Below are 16693 nucleotides of genomic sequence, written 5' to 3' on the forward strand. Positions count from 1 at the left end.
ATCTAGGAGTCGATGTGGCAAGAAAACCGTGGACGGCGATCGTGGCCGGAGTGGCCGGGCTGCTCCTGCTCTCCGCGTGCGGCGGTGGCGGCGGAGCGGGTGGCGGCGGCGCCCTCACCCTCGGTTTCGCCCAGGTGGGCGCGGAAAGCGGCTGGCGCACGGCGAACACGAAGTCGATCCAGGAGTCCGCGAAGGCGGCCGGGATCGAGCTGAAGTTCTCCGACGCGCAGCAGAAGCAGGAGAACCAGATCGCCGCGATCCGGTCCTACATCCAGCAGAAGGTGAAGGTGATCGCTTTCTCGCCGGTCGTGGAATCCGGCTGGGACACCGTGCTCAAGGAGGCGAAGACGGCAAATATCCCGGTGATCCTGACCGACCGGGCCGTCGACTCGCCGGACAAGTCGCTGTACAAGACCTTCCTCGGTTCGGACTTCGTCGCCGAGGGCAGGAAGGCGGGCGAGTGGCTGGCCGAGGAGTTCGGCTCGGCGGCAGGCGACGTCAGCATCGTGGAACTGCAGGGCACCACCGGTTCCGCGCCGGCGAACGACCGCAAGAAGGGTTTCGCCGACGTCATCGCGCCGAACCCGAAGTTCAAGGTGGTCGCGTCGCAGACCGGTGAGTTCACCCGGGCCAAGGGCAAGGAGGTCATGGAGGCCTTCTTGAAGTCCCAGCCCAAGATCGACGTGTTGTACGCGCACAACGACGACATGGCGCTCGGCGCCATCGAGGCGATCGAGGCGGCCGGGAAGGTACCCGGCAAGGACATCAAGATCGTCTCGGTCGACGGCGTCCGCGACGCCCTGCAGGCACTGGCCGACGGCAAGATCAACCACGTCGTCGAATGCAACCCGCTCCTCGGCCCGCAGCTGATGGACCTGGTGAAGAAGGTCGCCGCCGGTGAGCAGGTGCCCCCGCGCATCGAGACCACCGAGACCGAATTCGACCAGGCGTCCGCGAAGGCCGCCCTGCCGCAACGCCAGTACTGATCCGATGACAGAACCCCTCGCGATGCTGCGGATGAGCCACATCCGGAAGGAATTCCCCGGCGTGGTCGCCCTCGACGACGTCTCCTTCCGGATGTTCCCCGGCGAAGTGCATGCCCTGATGGGTGAGAACGGCGCCGGCAAGTCCACCCTGATCAAAGTGCTCACCGGCGTGTACGGGGTGGACGCGGGCACGATCGAACTCGACGGCTCCCGGGTCGCGTTCAGCGGCCCGGGAGAAGCGCAGCGCTCCGGCGTGAGCACCGTCTACCAGGAAGTGAACCTCTGCCCGAACCTGTCGGTGGCGGAGAACATCTGCCTCGGCAAGGAGCCGCGACGGCGCGGCCGCATCGACTGGCGTGAGACGCGCCGCCGGGCGGCAGCGCTGCTGGCCAGGCTGGACGTCGAGGTGGACGTTTCGGCCGAGCTGAGCAGCTGCTCGATCGCGGTGCAGCAACTGGTCGCGATCGCCAGGGCGCTCGACGTCGACGCGCGGGTCCTCGTGCTCGACGAACCGACGTCCAGTTTGGACGCCGGCGAGGTCGAGCAGCTGCTGAACGTGGTGCGTTCGCTGCGGGATCAGGGGATGGCGATCCTGTTCGTCTCCCATTTCATCGAGCAGGTCTTCGCCGTCGCGGACCGGATGACGGTGCTGCGCAACGGGAAGCTGATCGGCGAATACCGCACCGAGGAGATCACCCCGGTCGACCTGGTCACCAGGATGATCGGCAAGGAACTCGAGGCACTCGAAGACATCGAGGACTCGGGCCACAGCCGGTCCGACCTCGCCGGTGCGCCGGTGTTCCTCGAAGCGGGCGATGTCGGCCGCAAGGGCGGTGTCGCGCCGTTCTCGCTCGACATCCGGGCGGGCGAGGTCGTCGGCCTCGCCGGGCTGCTCGGTTCGGGCCGCACCGAACTGGCGCGGCTGCTGTTCGGCGCCGATCACGCGGACAGCGGTTCCGTGCGGATCGACGGCGAGCCGGTGTCGCTGAAGACGCCGCGGACCGGGCTCGACCACCGGATCGCGTTCTGTTCGGAGAACCGCAAGACCGAAGGACTCGTCGAGGAGCTCACCGTGCGCGAGAACATCGTGCTCGCGTTGCAGGCCTCACGGGGCTGGGCGCGGCCGATCCCGCGGCGGCGGCAGGACGAGATCGCCGAGCGCTACATCGAGATGCTCGACATCCGGCCCGCGAACGCGGAAGCGAAGGTCGGCGACCTCAGCGGCGGCAACCAGCAGAAGGTGCTGCTCGCGAGATGGCTCATCACCGAACCCCGGCTGCTGATCCTCGACGAGCCGACGCGCGGCATCGACATCGGCGCCAAGACGGAGATCCAGCGGCTGGTCGCCCGGCTTTCGAGCGAGGGGATGGCCGTCGTGTTCATCTCCGCCGAACTCGAGGAGGTGCTGCGGTTGAGCCATCGGGTCGTCGTGCTGCGCGACCGCGCGGTGGTCGCCGTACTGGACAACGAATCGCTGACCGCGGACCGCGTCATGGCGACGATGGCCGAAGGAGTCGCACGATGACCAAGCATCGGTTGTTCTGGCCCGTCGTGGCGCTGCTGGCGCTGTTGCTCGGCGACCTCATCGTGCACCCGGCGTTCTTCGCGATCGAATTCCGCGACGGGCATCTCTACGGGAACCTGATCGACATCCTCAAGAACGGTGCCCCGCTGATCCTCATCGCGATCGGCATGACCCTGGTGGTGGCGACGCGGGGGATCGACCTCTCCGTCGGCGCGGTCGTGGCGATCAGCGGCGCGCTGGCGTGTCTCCACATCAGCGGACTCGGTGACCAGAACAGCCTCGGCGGGACGCTCGCCGCGGTCGGGATGGCACTGGGGCTGGCCCTCGCGCTCGGGGTGTGGAACGGCTGGCTCGTGGCGGTATTGGGCATCCAGCCGATCATCGCGACCCTGATCCTGATGGTCGCGGGCCGCGGTATCGCCCAGCTGATCACCGGCGGCCAGATCATCACCGTCAATTCGCATCCCTACGAGTGGATCGGCAGCGGGTTCACCTTCGGCCTACCCAGCGCCATCCTCATCGCGCTGGCGGTGTTCGCCATCGCCGCGGTGCTGGTCCGCCGGTCGGCGCTGGGGCTGCTGGTCGAATCGGTGGGCGGCAACCCGGAGGCGGGCAGGCTCGCCGGGCTCCGGTCGGCCAGGCTGATCTGGCTCACCTACGTCTTCTGCGCGCTCTGCGCCGGCGTCGCCGGGCTGATGATCAGCGCGAACGTGCACAGCGCCGACGGCAACAACGCCGGGCAGTTCATCGAACTCGACGCGATCCTCGCCGTCGTCATCGGCGGGACGCTGCTGACCGGTGGCCGGTTCTCGCTCACCGGCTCGGTGATCGGCGCACTGCTCATCCAGACGTTGACGACCACCGTGTACGCGCTGGGGATCGCGCCGCAGGCGATCATGCTGTTCAAGGCCGTGGTCGTGCTGGCGGTCTGCCTGTTGCAGTCGCCGGTGTTCCGCAAGAAGCTCGCCCGGCGGCGAAAAGCGGCCCCGCCGCCTGCCGCCGTCGTGCCGGAGAAGGTGGAGGCCGGGGTATGACGACACTCGACCGCATCAAGGGCTATCGGCCGCGGCAGCGGCATCTGCCGATCCTGGCGACGATGGCGATGCTCATCGGCGCGTACGTCTACGGCGCGTCGAGCTACACGGCGTTCGGCTCCGGACAGGTCGTGCTCGACCTGTTCATCAACAACGCGTTCCTGCTGGTCGTCGCCGTCGGGATGACGTTCGTGATCCTCACCGGCGGGATCGATCTGTCGGTGGGTTCGGTCGTGGCGTTGTCCACTGTGGTCTCCGCCGACCTGCTGCAGAACCAAGGCTGGTCGGTCATCGCGGTGATCCCCGCGGTCTTGGCGATCGGCGCTGCGCTGGGCTTCGGGATGGGCGTGCTGATCCAGGTCTTCGAGATCCAGCCGTTCATTGCCACCCTCATCGGGATGTTCTTCGCCAGGGGGCTCTGCTACACGATCAGCACCCAGGCGTACTCGATCGACGACCCGACGGTCGCGAGCCTCGCGCAGACGCAGATCCCGCTCGGCGGGGAGTTGCACATCTCGATCGGCGTGGTCGTCGCGCTGGTCGTGGTCGCCGCCGCTGCGTACCTCCTTTACGGCACACGATTCGGCCGGACGGTGTACGCGATCGGCGGGAACCCGAAGTCGGCGCTGCTGATGGGCCTCGACGTCGGCCGCACGCGGATCTCGGTATACACGCTCAGCGGGTTCTGCTCGGCGCTCGGCGGCCTGCTTCTGGTGCTGTACAAGTCTTCCGGCGATCCGCTCAACGGCGTCGGGCTGGAACTGACCGCGATCGCGGCCGTCGTCATCGGTGGCACGTTGCTCACCGGCGGCTCCGGCTACGTTCTCGGGACGGTCCTGGGGATCATGGTGCTGGGCATCATCCAGACCCTGATCACCTTCGACGGCACGCTGAACTCCTGGTGGACCTCGATCATCACCGGCGCGCTGCTGTTCGCCTTCATCGTGCTGCAACGCCTCGTCGGCAGGCGAGCGACGTAGGACGGAACTCGCGTGCGTGAAGCCGTAACTCGCGTGCTTGGAGGCGGAACACGCCGGGGACCAGAAATTGAAGCCGTGCGGGACCGCGGTCGCGGGGAAGTTGTTGCCNCGCGTGCTTGGAGGCGGAACACGCGTGATCCGCCTCCAAGCACGCGAGTTACGGCTCCAAGCACGCATGAACGTGGTTTTCGACCAGAAATGTGAACGCTAACAGTGCGGGAGAAGAAGTGAGTACAGGGGAGTCGCTGGTCGTCGGCGTCGACTTCGGGACGCTGTCCGGCCGGGCCGTCGTGGTCCGCGTCCGCGACGGGGCGGAACTGGGCAGCGCGGTTTCGGAATACCGCCACGGCGTGATCGACCGGATCCTGCCGCAGACCGGGCACGGTCTGCCGCCGGACTGGGCGCTGCAGGTGCCGTCGGACTACGTCGACGTGCTCCGCACCGCCGTGCCGGAAGCCATCCGGGCCGCCGGTGCGGACCCCGCCGACGTGATCGGCATCGGCACCGACTTCACCGCGTGCACGATGGTGCCGACCACGGCCGAGGGCACGCCGCTGTGCGAACTGCCCGAGTTCGGTGGGAACCCGCACGCCTACGTGAAGCTGTGGCGGCACCATTCCGCGCAGCCGCAGGCGGACCGGATCAACGCGCTGGCACGAAAGCGCGGCGAGTCGTGGCTCCCGCGCTACGGCGGGCTGATCTCTTCGGAGTGGGAGTTCGCCAAGGCGCTGGAGGTCTTCGAAGAGGCGCCCGAGGTCTACGACCGGATGCGGCACTGGGTCGAACTCGCCGACTGGATCGTCTGGCAGCTCACCGGGACCTACGTGCGCAACGCGTGCACCGCCGGGTACAAGGGCATTCTCCAGGACGGCCGCTACCCGAGCGCGGAGTTCCTGGAGGAGCTCGCACCCGGCTTCGGGTCCTTCGTGGACGACAAGCTCGTGCATCCGCTGGGCGCCCTCGGCGCCAAGGCCGGGGGCCTGAGCGCTCAGGCGGCGGAATGGACCGGGCTGCCGGAAGGGATCGCGGTCGCCGTCGGCAACGTCGACGCGCATGTCACCGCACCCGCCGTCCAGGCGGTGGAGCCGGGGCAGATGGTCGCGATCATGGGCACCTCGACCTGTCACGTGATGAACGGCGCCGAACTGCGCGAGGTGCCGGGGATGTGCGGCGTCGTCGACGGCGGGATCGTTTCCGGGCAGTGGGGTTACGAGGCCGGGCAGAGCGGGGTCGGCGACATCTTCGCGTGGTTCGTCGAACACGGCGTCCCGGCGTCCTATGTGGACGATGCCAGGGAGGCAGGGATCTCCGTCCACGAACTGCTCACCCGGCTCGCCGCGACGCGGGAGATCGGCGAGCACGGACTGGTCGCGCTCGACTGGCACAGCGGGAACCGGTCGGTGCTGGTCGACCACGAACTGTCCGGCGTCGTTGTCGGGCAGACGCTCGCGACCCGCGCCGAGGACACCTACCGCGCGTTGCTCGAAGCGACCGCGTTCGGCACCAGGACGATCATCGAGACCTTCGACCGCGCCGGGGTGCCGGTCACCGAACTGATCGTCGCCGGCGGCCTGGTCAAGAACCCGCTCCTGATGCAGATCTACGCCGACGTGACGAACCTGCCGCTTTCGGTGGCCGGTTCGGCGCAGAGTCCCGCTCTGGGCTCCGCGATCCACGCCGCCGTCGCGGCCGGAGCGCATCCGGACGTCCCGGCCGCGGCGCTCGCGATGGGCTCGGTCCGCCGAGCGGTCCACCGCCCGATCGCGGAAAACGTGAAGGCCTACGACGACCTCTACGCCGAGTACGCCGCGCTGCACGACTACTTCGGCCGCGGGACCAACGACGTCATGCACCGGCTCGCCGCCCGCCGCCGTGCCGCCAGGAAAGGACAGCACCGATGAGTCTCGCCGTGGAGATCACGGACACCTTCGAAGAACTGCGGGACACCGTCGCGCGGCTGCACAGCGAGCTGACCCGCTACGAACTGGTCATCTGGACCGCGGGCAACGTGTCGGCACGCGTCCCCGGACATGACCTGATGGTGATCAAACCGTCCGGCGTGTCCTACGGCGAACTGACCGCCGACACGATGGTCGTCACCGACCTGTACGGCGAAGTCGTCCACGGTGATCTGGTGCCCTCGTCGGACACGGCCGCGCACGCCTACGTCTACCGGCACATGCCGGAGGTCGGCGGTGTCGTCCACACGCATTCGACCTATGCCACCGCCTGGGCGGCGCGCGGGGAGCCGATCCCGTGCGTGCTCACGATGATCGCGGACGAGTTCGGCGGCGAGATCCCGGTCGGGCCGTTCGCGCTGATCGGCGACGACTCGATCGGCCGGGGCATCGTCGAGACCCTGCGGTCCAGCCGCTCGCCCGCCGTGCTGATGCGCAACCACGGGCCGTTCACCGTCGGCCGCACCGCACGCGACGCGGTCAAGGCCGCGGTGATGGTCGAGGACGTCGCGAAGACCGTCCACATCGCTTCCGCGCTGGGAACCCCGGAAGCACTGTCCGAACAGGACGTGGACCGGCTCTACGCGCGCTACCAGAACGTCTACGGCCAGCAGGGAGAGAAGTGAGCACACAGCGGAAGACCGAGGTCTGGTTCCTCACCGGGAGCCAGGCGCTGTACGGCGAAGAAACCCTCGAACAGGTCGCGGGTCAGTCGTTGCAAATCCAGCGGATGCTGGCCGACACCGGCCGGATCTCGGCCGGGATCGTCGCGAAGCCGGTGCTGACCGAGCCGTCGGCGATCCGGCGCGTGATGCTCGAGGCGAACGCGGACGACGCCTGTGTCGGCGTGATCGCGTGGATGCACACGTTCTCGCCGGCGAAGATGTGGATCACCGGCCTGGACGCGCTGCGGAAACCCTTGCTGCATCTGCACACCCAGCTCAACGAGGCACTGCCGTGGCAGTCCATCGACATGGACTTCATGAACCTGAACCAGGCCGCGCACGGCGACCGCGAGTTCGGCTACATCCAGACCCGGCTCGGGGTGCCGCGCAAGACCATCGCCGGGCACGCGGCGGATCCGTCGGTCGCCGACCGGATCGACGCGTGGGTCCGCGCGGCGGTCGGCCGCCAGACGATCGGCTCGCTCAAGCTCGCGCGGTTCGGTGACAACATGCGCGACGTCGCGGTCACCGACGGGGACAAGGTCGAGGCGGAGCTGAAGTTCGGCGTCTCGGTGAACACCTACGGCGTCAACGAACTCGTCGCCCTGGTCGACGCGGTGCCCGACGCCGAGGTCGACACGCTCGTCGAGGAGTACGCCGACTCGTACGCGTTCGCGCCGGAGCTGACCAAGGCGGGGGAGCGGCACGAATCGCTGCGGTACGCGGCCCGGATCGAGCAAGGGCTTCGCACGTTCCTGACGAGCGGCGGTTTCGGCGCGTTCACCACGAACTTCGAGGATCTCGGCGGCCTGCGGCAGCTCCCGGGGCTCGCAGTACAGCGCCTGATGGCCGACGGATACGGCTTCGGCGGAGAAGGGGACTGGAAGACGTCCGCGCTGCTCACCGCGGTGAAGGCGATGGGCCGCGACTCCGAACGAGGAACGTCGTTCATGGAGGACTACACCTACCACTTCGGGCCCGGTGAACCGAAGATCCTCGGCGCGCACATGCTCGAGGTCTGCCCGAGCATCGCCGCCGCCAAGCCTTCGTGCGAGATCCATCCGCTCGGTATCGGCGGCCGCGAGGATCCCGTCCGGCTGGTGTTCGACGCCGCCGCCGGTGACGCCGTGGTGATCGGGCTCGCCGACCTCGGTGACCGGTTCCGTTTGGTGGCCAACGAAGTCGAGGTCGTCGCGCCGGACGAACCGTTGCCGAATCTGCCGGTCGCGCGTGCGGTGTGGAAGCCGGCGCCGTCGCTGGCGACGTCCGCCGAAGCGTGGATCACCGCGGGCGGACCGCACCACACGGTGCTCACGCAGGCCGTCGGCACCGAATCGATCCGGGATTTCGCCACCATGCTCGACGTCGAGCTGCTGGTGATCGACCAGACCACGACGCCCGCCTCGATCGCCGACCGGATGCGCTGGAACCAGGCCTACTACCGGCTCGCACAAGGATTCTGATCGGTCCCCACCGGAGAGAAGGAACAATGAAGTTCACGAAACTGGCCACACTGGCCGTGGCGGTCGGCCTCGGTGCCGCGCTGACGGCCTGCGGTTCGAGTCAGAAGACCGTCGATCAGCAGGCGGCCGCGGGAGGTGCAGCCGGCGGCCTCGTCGGCGTCACCATGCCGACCAAGTCGTCGGAGCGCTGGATCCACGACGGCGACAACATCAAGGCGGCGCTGGAGAAGCTGGGCTACCAGGTCGACCTCCAGTACGCCGAGGACGACATCCCCACCCAGGTGAACCAGATCGAGAACCAGATCACCAAGGGCGCGAAACTGCTCGTGATCGCCTCGATCGACGGCACCGCGATCACCACCCAGCTGCAGGAGGCCGCGGACAAGAAGATCCCGGTCATCGCCTACGACCGGCTGATCCGCAACACCCCGAACGTCGACTACTACGCGACCTTCGACAACTTCAAGGTCGGCGTGCAGCAGGCGACGTCGCTGCTCACCGGCCTCAAGGTGCTCAAAGAGGACGGGTCTCCCGGCGAGGGCAAGGGCCCGTTCAACATCGAGCTTTTCGCGGGTTCGCCGGACGACAACAACGCGACGTTCTTCTTCAACGGCGCCATGTCCGTGCTGAAACCGTACCTCGACAACGGGACGCTGGTCGTCAAGAGCGGCCAGACCGCGTTCAACGTCGCGGCGATCCTGCGCTGGCAGGCGGCGACCGCGCAGCGGCGGATGGAAGACCTGCTGACCAAGACCTACAGCTCCGGCGACAAGGTGCAGGGCGTGCTCTCGCCGTACGACGGGCTCTCCATCGGCATCCTGTCGGCGCTCAAGAGCAACGGCTACGGAACGCCTGGCCAGCCGTACCCGGTGGTCACCGGCCAGGACGCCGAGGTCGCCTCGGTGAAGTCGATCATCGCGAACGAGCAGTACTCGACGATCTTCAAGGACACCCGCAAGCTCGCCGAGACCACGGTCAAGATGGCCGACGCGGTCCTCAAGGGCGGTAAGGCCGAGACCAACAACACGACGGACTACAACAACGGCCAGAAGATCGTCCCGGCGTTCCTGCTGGAGTCGGTGATCCTCAACAAGGGCAACTACCAGAAGGAACTCATCGACTCGGGCTACTACAAAGCGGAACAGCTGAGGTAGCGACGTGACCGACGAAATCCTTCGGATGCGGGGGATCACCAAGACCTTCCCCGGCGTCAAGGCGCTACAGGATGTCAACCTGTCGGTGCGCCGGGGAGAGATCCACGCGATCTGCGGCGAGAACGGCGCGGGCAAGTCCACGCTGATGAAGGTGCTCTCGGGCGTCTACGCGCACGGCTCGTACGACGGCGAGATCGTCTTCGACGGCGAGCCGTGCGCGTTCTCCGCGATCCGCGACAGCGAACGCCGCGGCATCGTGATCATCCACCAGGAACTCGCGCTGTGCCAGCAGCTGTCCATCGCGGAGAACATCTTCCTCGGCAACGAGAAGGCCCGCGGCGGGCTGATCGACTGGAACCGGACCAACGCCGAGGCGGGCGAGTTGTTGCGGCGCGTCGGCCTGCGGGAGAACCCGGTGACGCCGGTGCTGGACATCGGTGTCGGCAAACAGCAGCTGGTGGAGATCGCCAAGGCACTGTCCAAAGAGGTCAAACTGCTGATCCTGGACGAGCCGACGGCGGCGCTGAACGACGACGATTCGGCGCATCTGCTCGAACTGTTGCGCGGGCTTCGCGACGACGGCGTCACCTGCGTCTTGATCTCGCACAAGCTCAACGAGATCGCCGCGATCGCCGACTCGATCACCATCCTGCGCGACGGCAGGACGATCGAGACGCTGGACGCGAGCACGGTGACCGAAGACCGGATCATCGCCGGGATGGTCGGCCGGAAACTGGAGAACCGGTTCCCGCCGAGGGAACCGCGGATCGGCGACGAGGTCCTCCGGATCGAGGACTGGACCGTGCACAGCCCGACGCAACACGGCCGGGTGGTCGTGGACGGCGCGAGCCTGACGTTGCGGCGCGGCGAGATCGTCGGGCTGGCGGGGCTGATGGGCGCCGGGCGGACCGAACTCGCGATGAGCGTGTTCGGCCGCTCGTACGGCAAGGACATCTCCGGCCGCCTGATCAAGGACGGCAAGGAGATCGAGGTGCGCACGGTCGGCGACGCCGTCGCCAACGGGATCGCGTACGCCACCGAAGACCGCAAACGCTACGGGCTCAACCTCATCGAGGACATCCAGCGCAATATCTCCGGCGCGGCGCTGGGCAAACTCGCCCGGCGCGGATGGGTGGACGAGAACGAAGAACACCGTGTCGCCGAAGAATTCCGCAAGAGCATGAACATCAAGGCACCGGACGTGCGCAGCGTGACCGGCACGCTTTCCGGCGGCAACCAGCAGAAGGTCGTGCTGTCCAAATGGATCCTCACCGATCCGGACGTGCTGATCCTCGACGAGCCCACCCGCGGCATCGACGTCGGCGCGAAGTACGAGATCTACACGATCGTCAACCGGCTCGCCGACGAGGGGAAGGCCGTCCTGGTCATCTCGTCCGAGCTGCCGGAGCTGCTCGGACTGTGCGACCGGATCTACACGCTGTCGGCGGGCCGGATCACCGGTGAGGTCGGCCGGGCCGAGGCCACCCAAGAGGTCCTCATGCGGGCGATGACCAGGGAACAGGAGTAAGACATGAGCACCGCCTCCGCCGACACCGTCACCGGTGTTCCGGACCAGCAGGGAGCCGCGCCGGCCAGGGCGCCGCGCCGGATCTCGTTCAACCCGCGTGAGAGCGGCATCTACGTCGCGTTCGCGCTGATCGTCGTGTTGTTCTCGATCCTCACCGGCGGCGCGCTGCTGGAACCGCAGAACATCTCGAACCTGATCGTGCAGAACTCGTACGTGCTGATCCTCGCGATCGGCATGATCCTGATCATCATCGCCGGGCACATCGACCTGTCGGTCGGCTCCGTGGTGGCGCTGACCGGCGCGATCTCGGCGGTGCTGATGGTGAACATGGGCATGGCGTGGCCGGTCGCGCTGCTGATCACGCTGGCCGTCGGCGCGGTGATCGGGGCGTGGCAAGGGTATTGGGTCGCCTACTTCGGCATTCCCGCGTTCATCGTGACGCTCGCCGGGATGCTGATCTTCCGCGCCCTCACCCTCACCGTGCTCGGGAACCAGGGGATCGGCCCGTTCCCGGACGAGGTGCGGACGCTGGCGAACGGGTTCACCGGCGGCTATCTCGGCAACATCGGGCTCGGCCCGCTCGGCGGCGCCGACGTGGTCAGCCTGCTGGTGGGCGCCCTGGCCATCGCGGGCGCGGTCGTCTCGCGGTGGCGCAAGCGGACGGCACGGCTGAACTACCTGCAGGAGGTGGACCCGCTGCCGATGTTCCTGCTGAAGATCGTCGCGGCGGCCGCCGTCGTGCTGTTCGTGGTGGTGCAGCTGGCGCGGTACAAGAACCTGCCGTGGGTGCTGATCCTGCTGTCGGTGCTGGTGATCGGCTACTCGCTGGTGACGACGCGCGCGGTGTTCGGCCGCCACATCTACGCCATCGGCGGGAACCTCCAGGCCGCGACGCTGTCCGGCGTCAAGGTCAAGTCCGTGACGTTCTGGATCTTCGTCAACATGGGCGTGCTGTCGGCCCTCGCGGGGATCATCGTGGCCGGACGGCTCAACCAGGCCGGGCCGACCGCGGGCAACATGTTCGAACTCGACGCGATCGCCGCGGCGTTCATCGGCGGCGCCGCGGTGCAGGGTGGGGTCGGCAAGGTGGTCGGCGCGATCACCGGCGGCCTGATCATGGGCGTGATCAACAACGGCATGTCCCTGATCGGCGCTCCGACCGAGAGCGTGAACCTGGTCAAGGGGTTCGTGCTGCTCGCCGCCGTCGCCTACGACATCTGGACCAAGCGGCGGGCTCGCACCGCCGCCTGACGGTCGTGGGCTGAAGGGGACTTTCCCCGCATGTCAAGCGGTGAAGGGCGCTTTCGTCGCATCGCATGCGGGGAAAGTCCCCTTCATCCCCCGCCGCCGCTCCCGGTTTTCTCGCAACGTCGCGAAAGGAAGTGCTGTGCGCAGCAGGTCAATCCGGATCAGTGTGCTGTCCCTGACCATCGCCGCCGGTGTCCTCGTGCCCGTTCAGACCGCTTCGGGCCAGGCACCGACGACCGACTACACCCTCGCCGTGGACGCGGCGGGACGTGGTGCCACGATCGACCGTTCGATGTACGGCGTCTTCTTCGAGGACATCAACCGCGCCGCGGACGGCGGGTTGTACGCGGAACTCGTGCAGAACCGCTCCTTCGAGTACGACAAGGCCGACAACGCGTCGTACACGCCGATGACGTCATGGGCACCCACCTCGCTCAACGGGGGCACCGGCACGGCGACGGTGGCCGACGACGACCGCCGGCTCAACGAACGGAACCGCCGCTATCTCAAGCTCGACCTCGCCCGAGGCGAGTACGGCGTCGCGAACTCCGGTTACAACTCGGGGATCCGGGTCGAGAAGGGCAAGCAGTACGACTTCTCGGTGTTCGCCCGGACCGATCGGGCGGCGGGCACTCCGCTCACGGTGGCCGTCACCGATCCGGCGGGCAAGGCGCTCGCCGATCCGCTGCGGGTGCAGGTCCGCGGCGACGGCTGGGTGCGCTACACCGGTACCGTCCTGGCGCGGGAGTCGAGCGCGCTGGGCAGGCTCGCGCTGACCGCGTCCGGCGGCGGGACCCTGCGACTGGACATGGTGTCGCTGTTCCCGCGCGACACCTACAAGAACCGGCCCAACGGCATGCGGGCCGACCTCGCGGAGAAGATCGCCGCGCTCGAACCCGGTTTCGTGCGGTTCCCCGGCGGTTGCCTCGTCAACACCGGCAGCCACCAGGGCTACGAGGCACCGAACTGGGAGCGGAAGCGTTCTTACCAGTGGAAGGACACGATCGGCCCGGTCGAACAGCGGGCCACGAACGCGAACTTCTGGGGCTACAACCAATCCTACGGCATCGGTTACTACGAATACTTCCAGTTCTCCGAGGACATCGGCGCGATGCCGCTGCCCGTGGTGCCGGCGCTGGTCACCGGCTGCGGGCAGAACAAGGCGACCGACGACCCGGCGCTGCTGCGGCGGCACATCCAGGACACCCTCGACCTGATCGAGTTCGCGAACGGCCCGGTCACCTCGCCCTGGGGCAAGAAGCGGGCCGAGATGGGGCATCCGGCGCCGTTCAACCTGACGCATGTCGGCGTCGGCAACGAAGAGAACCTGCCGGACGAGTTCTTCGCCCGCTTCACCGAATTCCGCACGGCGATCGCGTCGAAGTACCCGGGGATCACGGTGATCAGCAACTCGGGACCGGACGACACCGGCACGACGTTCGATCGGCTGTGGGACCTGAACCGGAACGCGAAGGTCTTGATGGTCGACGAGCATTACTACAACAGCCCGCAGTGGTTCCTGCAGAACAACCAGCGGTACGACACCTACGACCGCAACGGCCCGAAGGTGTTCCTCGGCGAGTACGCGTCGCTGGACAACAAGTTCGGGAACGCGCTGGCCGAGGCCGCGTACATGACGGGGCTGGAGCGGAACGCCGACGTCGTCAAGCTCGCGTCGTACGCGCCGCTGCTGGCGAACACCGACTATGTGCAGTGGAAACCGGACATGATCTGGTTCGACAACCAGCGCTCGTGGGGTTCGGCCAGTTACGAGACGCAGAAGCTGTTCATGACCAACGTCGGTGACCACGTCGTGCCGAGCAAGGCGTCGGCCACGCCTGCGACGGTCGCGTCGATCTCCGGCGCGATCGGACTGTCCACCTGGGCGACGAGCGCGGCCTACGACGACGTCAAGGTCACGTCGGCCGACGGCGCACAGCTGTTCTCGGACGACTTCTCCGGCGACGATTCGCGCTGGTCGAAGGTGGCGGGCCGGGGTTCGTGGGCGGTGACGAACGGCGCCTACGTCCAGGCGGACCAGGCCGCCGAGAACACCCTGGTGACCGCGGGTGATCCGTCGTGGAGCAACTACGACTTCTCGGTGAAGGCGACCAAGACCGGTGGCAGGGAAGGCTTCCTGGTCGCGTTCGGCGTCAAGGACACCGGCAACAACTACTGGTGGAACCTCGGCGGCTGGAACAACACCGTCTCCGCCGTCGAGAAGACCGAAGGCGGCGGCAAGCAGACCCTGCTCCAGAACGACACCAAGATCGAGACCGGCAGGCAGTACGACCTGCGGGTCGAGGTCCGGGGCCGTCAAGTGACGCTGTTCCTCGACGGACAGAAGTGGGGCTCGTTCACCGACGACAAGGTCGCCGAGCCGTTCCGCCAGGTCGTCACCCGCGACGTCAAAACCGGAGAACTCGTGGTCAAGGTCGTCAACGCCCAGACCTCAGCCGCCCGCACCCGGGTCGATCTCGGTACCCGCGTCCAGCCGGGTTCCACCGCTCGCGTGACGACGTTGCAGGGGTCGCCGGACGACGTCAACACCGCTTTCAGCACGCCGATCGCGCCACGTGAATCGCGTTTCTCCGGGGTGTCGAACAGCTTCACCTACACGTTCCCACCGAACTCCGTGACCTTCCTGCGGTTCCCGGCCCGAGTGAGGGGATGACCATGACCATCGACCGTCGTGACCTGTTCAAAGCCGGAGGCGGGCTCTTGGCCGTCACCGCCGTCGGCAGCCTGGTGCCGGGTACGGCCCAAGCCGCCGAGGCCGCTCCCGCGTCGTTGACCACCCGGAACCCCCTGGTCGAACAGCGGGCCGACCCGTTCATCACCCGGCCGGTGAACGGGATGTACTACCTGACCGGTTCGGTGCCGGAGTACGACCGCATCGTCGTGCGTGGCGCCGCCACGATCGACGGCCTGGCCACCGCGAGGGAGACGACGATCTGGCGACGTCCGTCGTCCGGGAAGCTGGGCGGCCACATCTGGGCGCCGGAACTGCACCGGATCGACGGGCGCTGGTACGTCTACTTCGCCGCGGGTGACTCCGACGACGTGTTCCGCATCCGGACCTACGTGCTGGAGTCCACTTCGGACGATCCGCGCGCTGGCACGTGGGTACTGCGCGGGCAGATGGTCACCAAGTGGGACACCTTCACCCTCGATGCGACGACGTTCGAGCATCGCGGCAAACGCTACTTCGCGTGGGCGCAGAGCGAGCCAGGGATCGCGACCAACAGTAATCTGTATCTCGCCGAGATGGCCTCGCCACTGGCGCTCAAGGGTGAACCCGTCCGGCTCGCGGTGCCCACGTTGCCGTGGGAGATCCAGGGATTCAAGGTCAACGAGGGGCCGGCGGTGATCGTCCGCAACGGGCGGGTGTTCATGACCTACTCGGCGAGCGCCACCGACGCCCGCTACTGCATGGGGTTGCTCACCGCGGACGAACGTTCGGACCTGCTCGACCCGCGTTCGTGGACGAAGTCACCGCAGCCGGTGTTCACCACGAACGAGGCCACCCGGCAGTACGGACCGGGGCACAACTCGTTCACCGTCGCCGAGGACGGGGCCGACGTGCTCGTGTACCACGCCCGCGACTACCGCGACATCACCGGCGACCCGCTGTACGACCCGAACCGGCACACGAGAGTCCAGCGGCTGTACTGGAACGACGACGGGACACCGAGTTTCGGTGTCCCGGTGGGCAAAGGCGGTCCCTGCGTGCGACTGTCCCCGTTGGACGACCCGGCGTTGTACGTGCGGCACTACGAGTACCGGCTGACCGCCGGCGGCAACGTCCGCGAGCTCGCCGACTCGCAGTTCCGGATCGTCGCGGGATTCCGCGGAGCGGGAACCGTCGCACTGCAATCGGTGAACTTCCCGGACCGCTACGTCCGGGTGGTCGATGCCTCGACCGTGCGGATCGATCCGTACGAGGAGAGCGACGCGTACGGCCGGGCGGCGAGTTTCACCCAGTTTCCGGGCCTTTCCGACCGGCTGGCGGTGTCGTTCCGCCTTGCGGGTGAGCCTTCCACCTATTTGGCCCACGACAAGGGAAGGATCTTGGTCTTCCGTCCCGGTACCGCGGTGCGGGATCGTCAACGGGTCAGCTTCCGGCTCAGCTGAACTCTCTGGGAGGTTGAA

The 16693-nt window shown here is 67.5% G+C and carries 12 protein-coding genes; all 12 read left to right on the forward strand.

Going from position 1 to position 16693, the window contains the following annotated elements; translation table 11 throughout:
* The first annotated feature begins 14 nt into the window (after positions 1-14).
* A complete protein-coding gene (locus LCL61_RS22990) occupies positions 15-986 on the forward strand; it encodes an ABC transporter substrate-binding protein (RefSeq protein ID WP_340681609.1) in 972 nt (323 codons plus the stop codon).
* Positions 987-1008: 22 nt separating this feature from the next.
* Positions 1009-2511, forward strand: coding sequence for a sugar ABC transporter ATP-binding protein (locus LCL61_RS22995; protein ID WP_340688654.1), 1503 nt, complete (start codon positions 1009-1011; stop codon positions 2509-2511).
* Positions 2508-3545 (forward strand): ABC transporter permease, encoded by a 1038-nt coding sequence (locus LCL61_RS23000; RefSeq protein ID WP_340681610.1) that lies wholly within the window; start codon positions 2508-2510, stop codon positions 3543-3545. The genes LCL61_RS22995 and LCL61_RS23000 overlap by 4 nt, the downstream gene beginning before the upstream one ends.
* A complete protein-coding gene (gene yjfF, locus LCL61_RS23005; RefSeq protein WP_340681611.1) occupies positions 3542-4525 on the forward strand; it encodes a galactofuranose ABC transporter, permease protein YjfF in 984 nt (327 codons plus the stop codon). Before LCL61_RS23000 ends, yjfF begins: the two co-directional genes overlap by 4 nt.
* A 227-nt stretch (positions 4526-4752) precedes the next feature.
* Positions 4753-6426, forward strand: coding sequence for a ribulokinase (gene araB, locus LCL61_RS23010; protein WP_340681612.1), 1674 nt, complete (start codon positions 4753-4755; stop codon positions 6424-6426).
* Positions 6423-7109 carry an L-ribulose-5-phosphate 4-epimerase gene (locus LCL61_RS23015; RefSeq protein ID WP_340681613.1) on the forward strand — a complete coding sequence of 229 codons (687 nt, stop codon included), beginning with the start codon at positions 6423-6425 and terminating at the stop codon, positions 7107-7109. Before araB ends, LCL61_RS23015 begins: the two co-directional genes overlap by 4 nt.
* Complete coding sequence (gene araA, locus LCL61_RS23020) at positions 7106-8611, forward strand: L-arabinose isomerase (RefSeq protein ID WP_340681614.1); 1506 nt, start codon at positions 7106-7108, stop codon at positions 8609-8611. The genes LCL61_RS23015 and araA overlap by 4 nt, the downstream gene beginning before the upstream one ends.
* A 26-nt stretch (positions 8612-8637) precedes the next feature.
* Positions 8638-9765, forward strand: a complete 1128-nt coding sequence (chvE, locus tag LCL61_RS23025) for a multiple monosaccharide ABC transporter substrate-binding protein (protein WP_340681615.1) — start codon at positions 8638-8640, stop codon at positions 9763-9765.
* A gap of 4 nt (positions 9766-9769) precedes the next feature.
* Entirely contained in the window at positions 9770-11293 is a 1524-nt protein-coding gene (gene mmsA / locus LCL61_RS23030) for a multiple monosaccharide ABC transporter ATP-binding protein (protein ID WP_340681616.1), read from the forward strand.
* Between the two features lie 3 nt (positions 11294-11296).
* Positions 11297-12544, forward strand: coding sequence for a multiple monosaccharide ABC transporter permease (gene mmsB, locus LCL61_RS23035; protein ID WP_340681617.1), 1248 nt, complete (start codon positions 11297-11299; stop codon positions 12542-12544).
* A 136-nt stretch (positions 12545-12680) separates the two neighbouring features.
* Complete coding sequence (locus LCL61_RS23040; RefSeq protein ID WP_340681618.1) at positions 12681-15215, forward strand: alpha-L-arabinofuranosidase C-terminal domain-containing protein; 2535 nt, start codon at positions 12681-12683, stop codon at positions 15213-15215.
* 2 nt (positions 15216-15217) lie between these two features.
* On the forward strand, positions 15218-16675 hold the full coding sequence (locus LCL61_RS23045; protein WP_340681619.1) for a family 43 glycosylhydrolase: 1458 nt from the start codon (positions 15218-15220) through the stop codon (positions 16673-16675).
* The last annotated feature ends 18 nt before the right edge of the window (positions 16676-16693 follow it).

This window comes from Amycolatopsis coloradensis (assembly GCF_037997115.1).
Lineage (GTDB): Bacteria > Actinomycetota > Actinomycetes > Mycobacteriales > Pseudonocardiaceae > Amycolatopsis > Amycolatopsis coloradensis_A.

Coding starts and splice junctions, on each gene's coding strand:
- LCL61_RS22995 (WP_340688654.1), top strand. CDS start 1,009: ATGCTGCGGATGAGCCACATCCGGAAGGAATTCCCCGGCGTGGTCGCC.
- LCL61_RS23000 (WP_340681610.1), top strand. CDS start 2,508: ATGACCAAGCATCGGTTGTTCTGGCCCGTCGTGGCGCTGCTGGCGCTG.
- yjfF (WP_340681611.1), top strand. CDS start 3,542: ATGACGACACTCGACCGCATCAAGGGCTATCGGCCGCGGCAGCGGCAT.
- LCL61_RS23015 (WP_340681613.1), top strand. CDS start 6,423: ATGAGTCTCGCCGTGGAGATCACGGACACCTTCGAAGAACTGCGGGAC.
- chvE (WP_340681615.1), top strand. CDS start 8,638: ATGAAGTTCACGAAACTGGCCACACTGGCCGTGGCGGTCGGCCTCGGT.
- mmsB (WP_340681617.1), top strand. CDS start 11,297: ATGAGCACCGCCTCCGCCGACACCGTCACCGGTGTTCCGGACCAGCAG.
- LCL61_RS23045 (WP_340681619.1), top strand. CDS start 15,218: ATGACCATCGACCGTCGTGACCTGTTCAAAGCCGGAGGCGGGCTCTTG.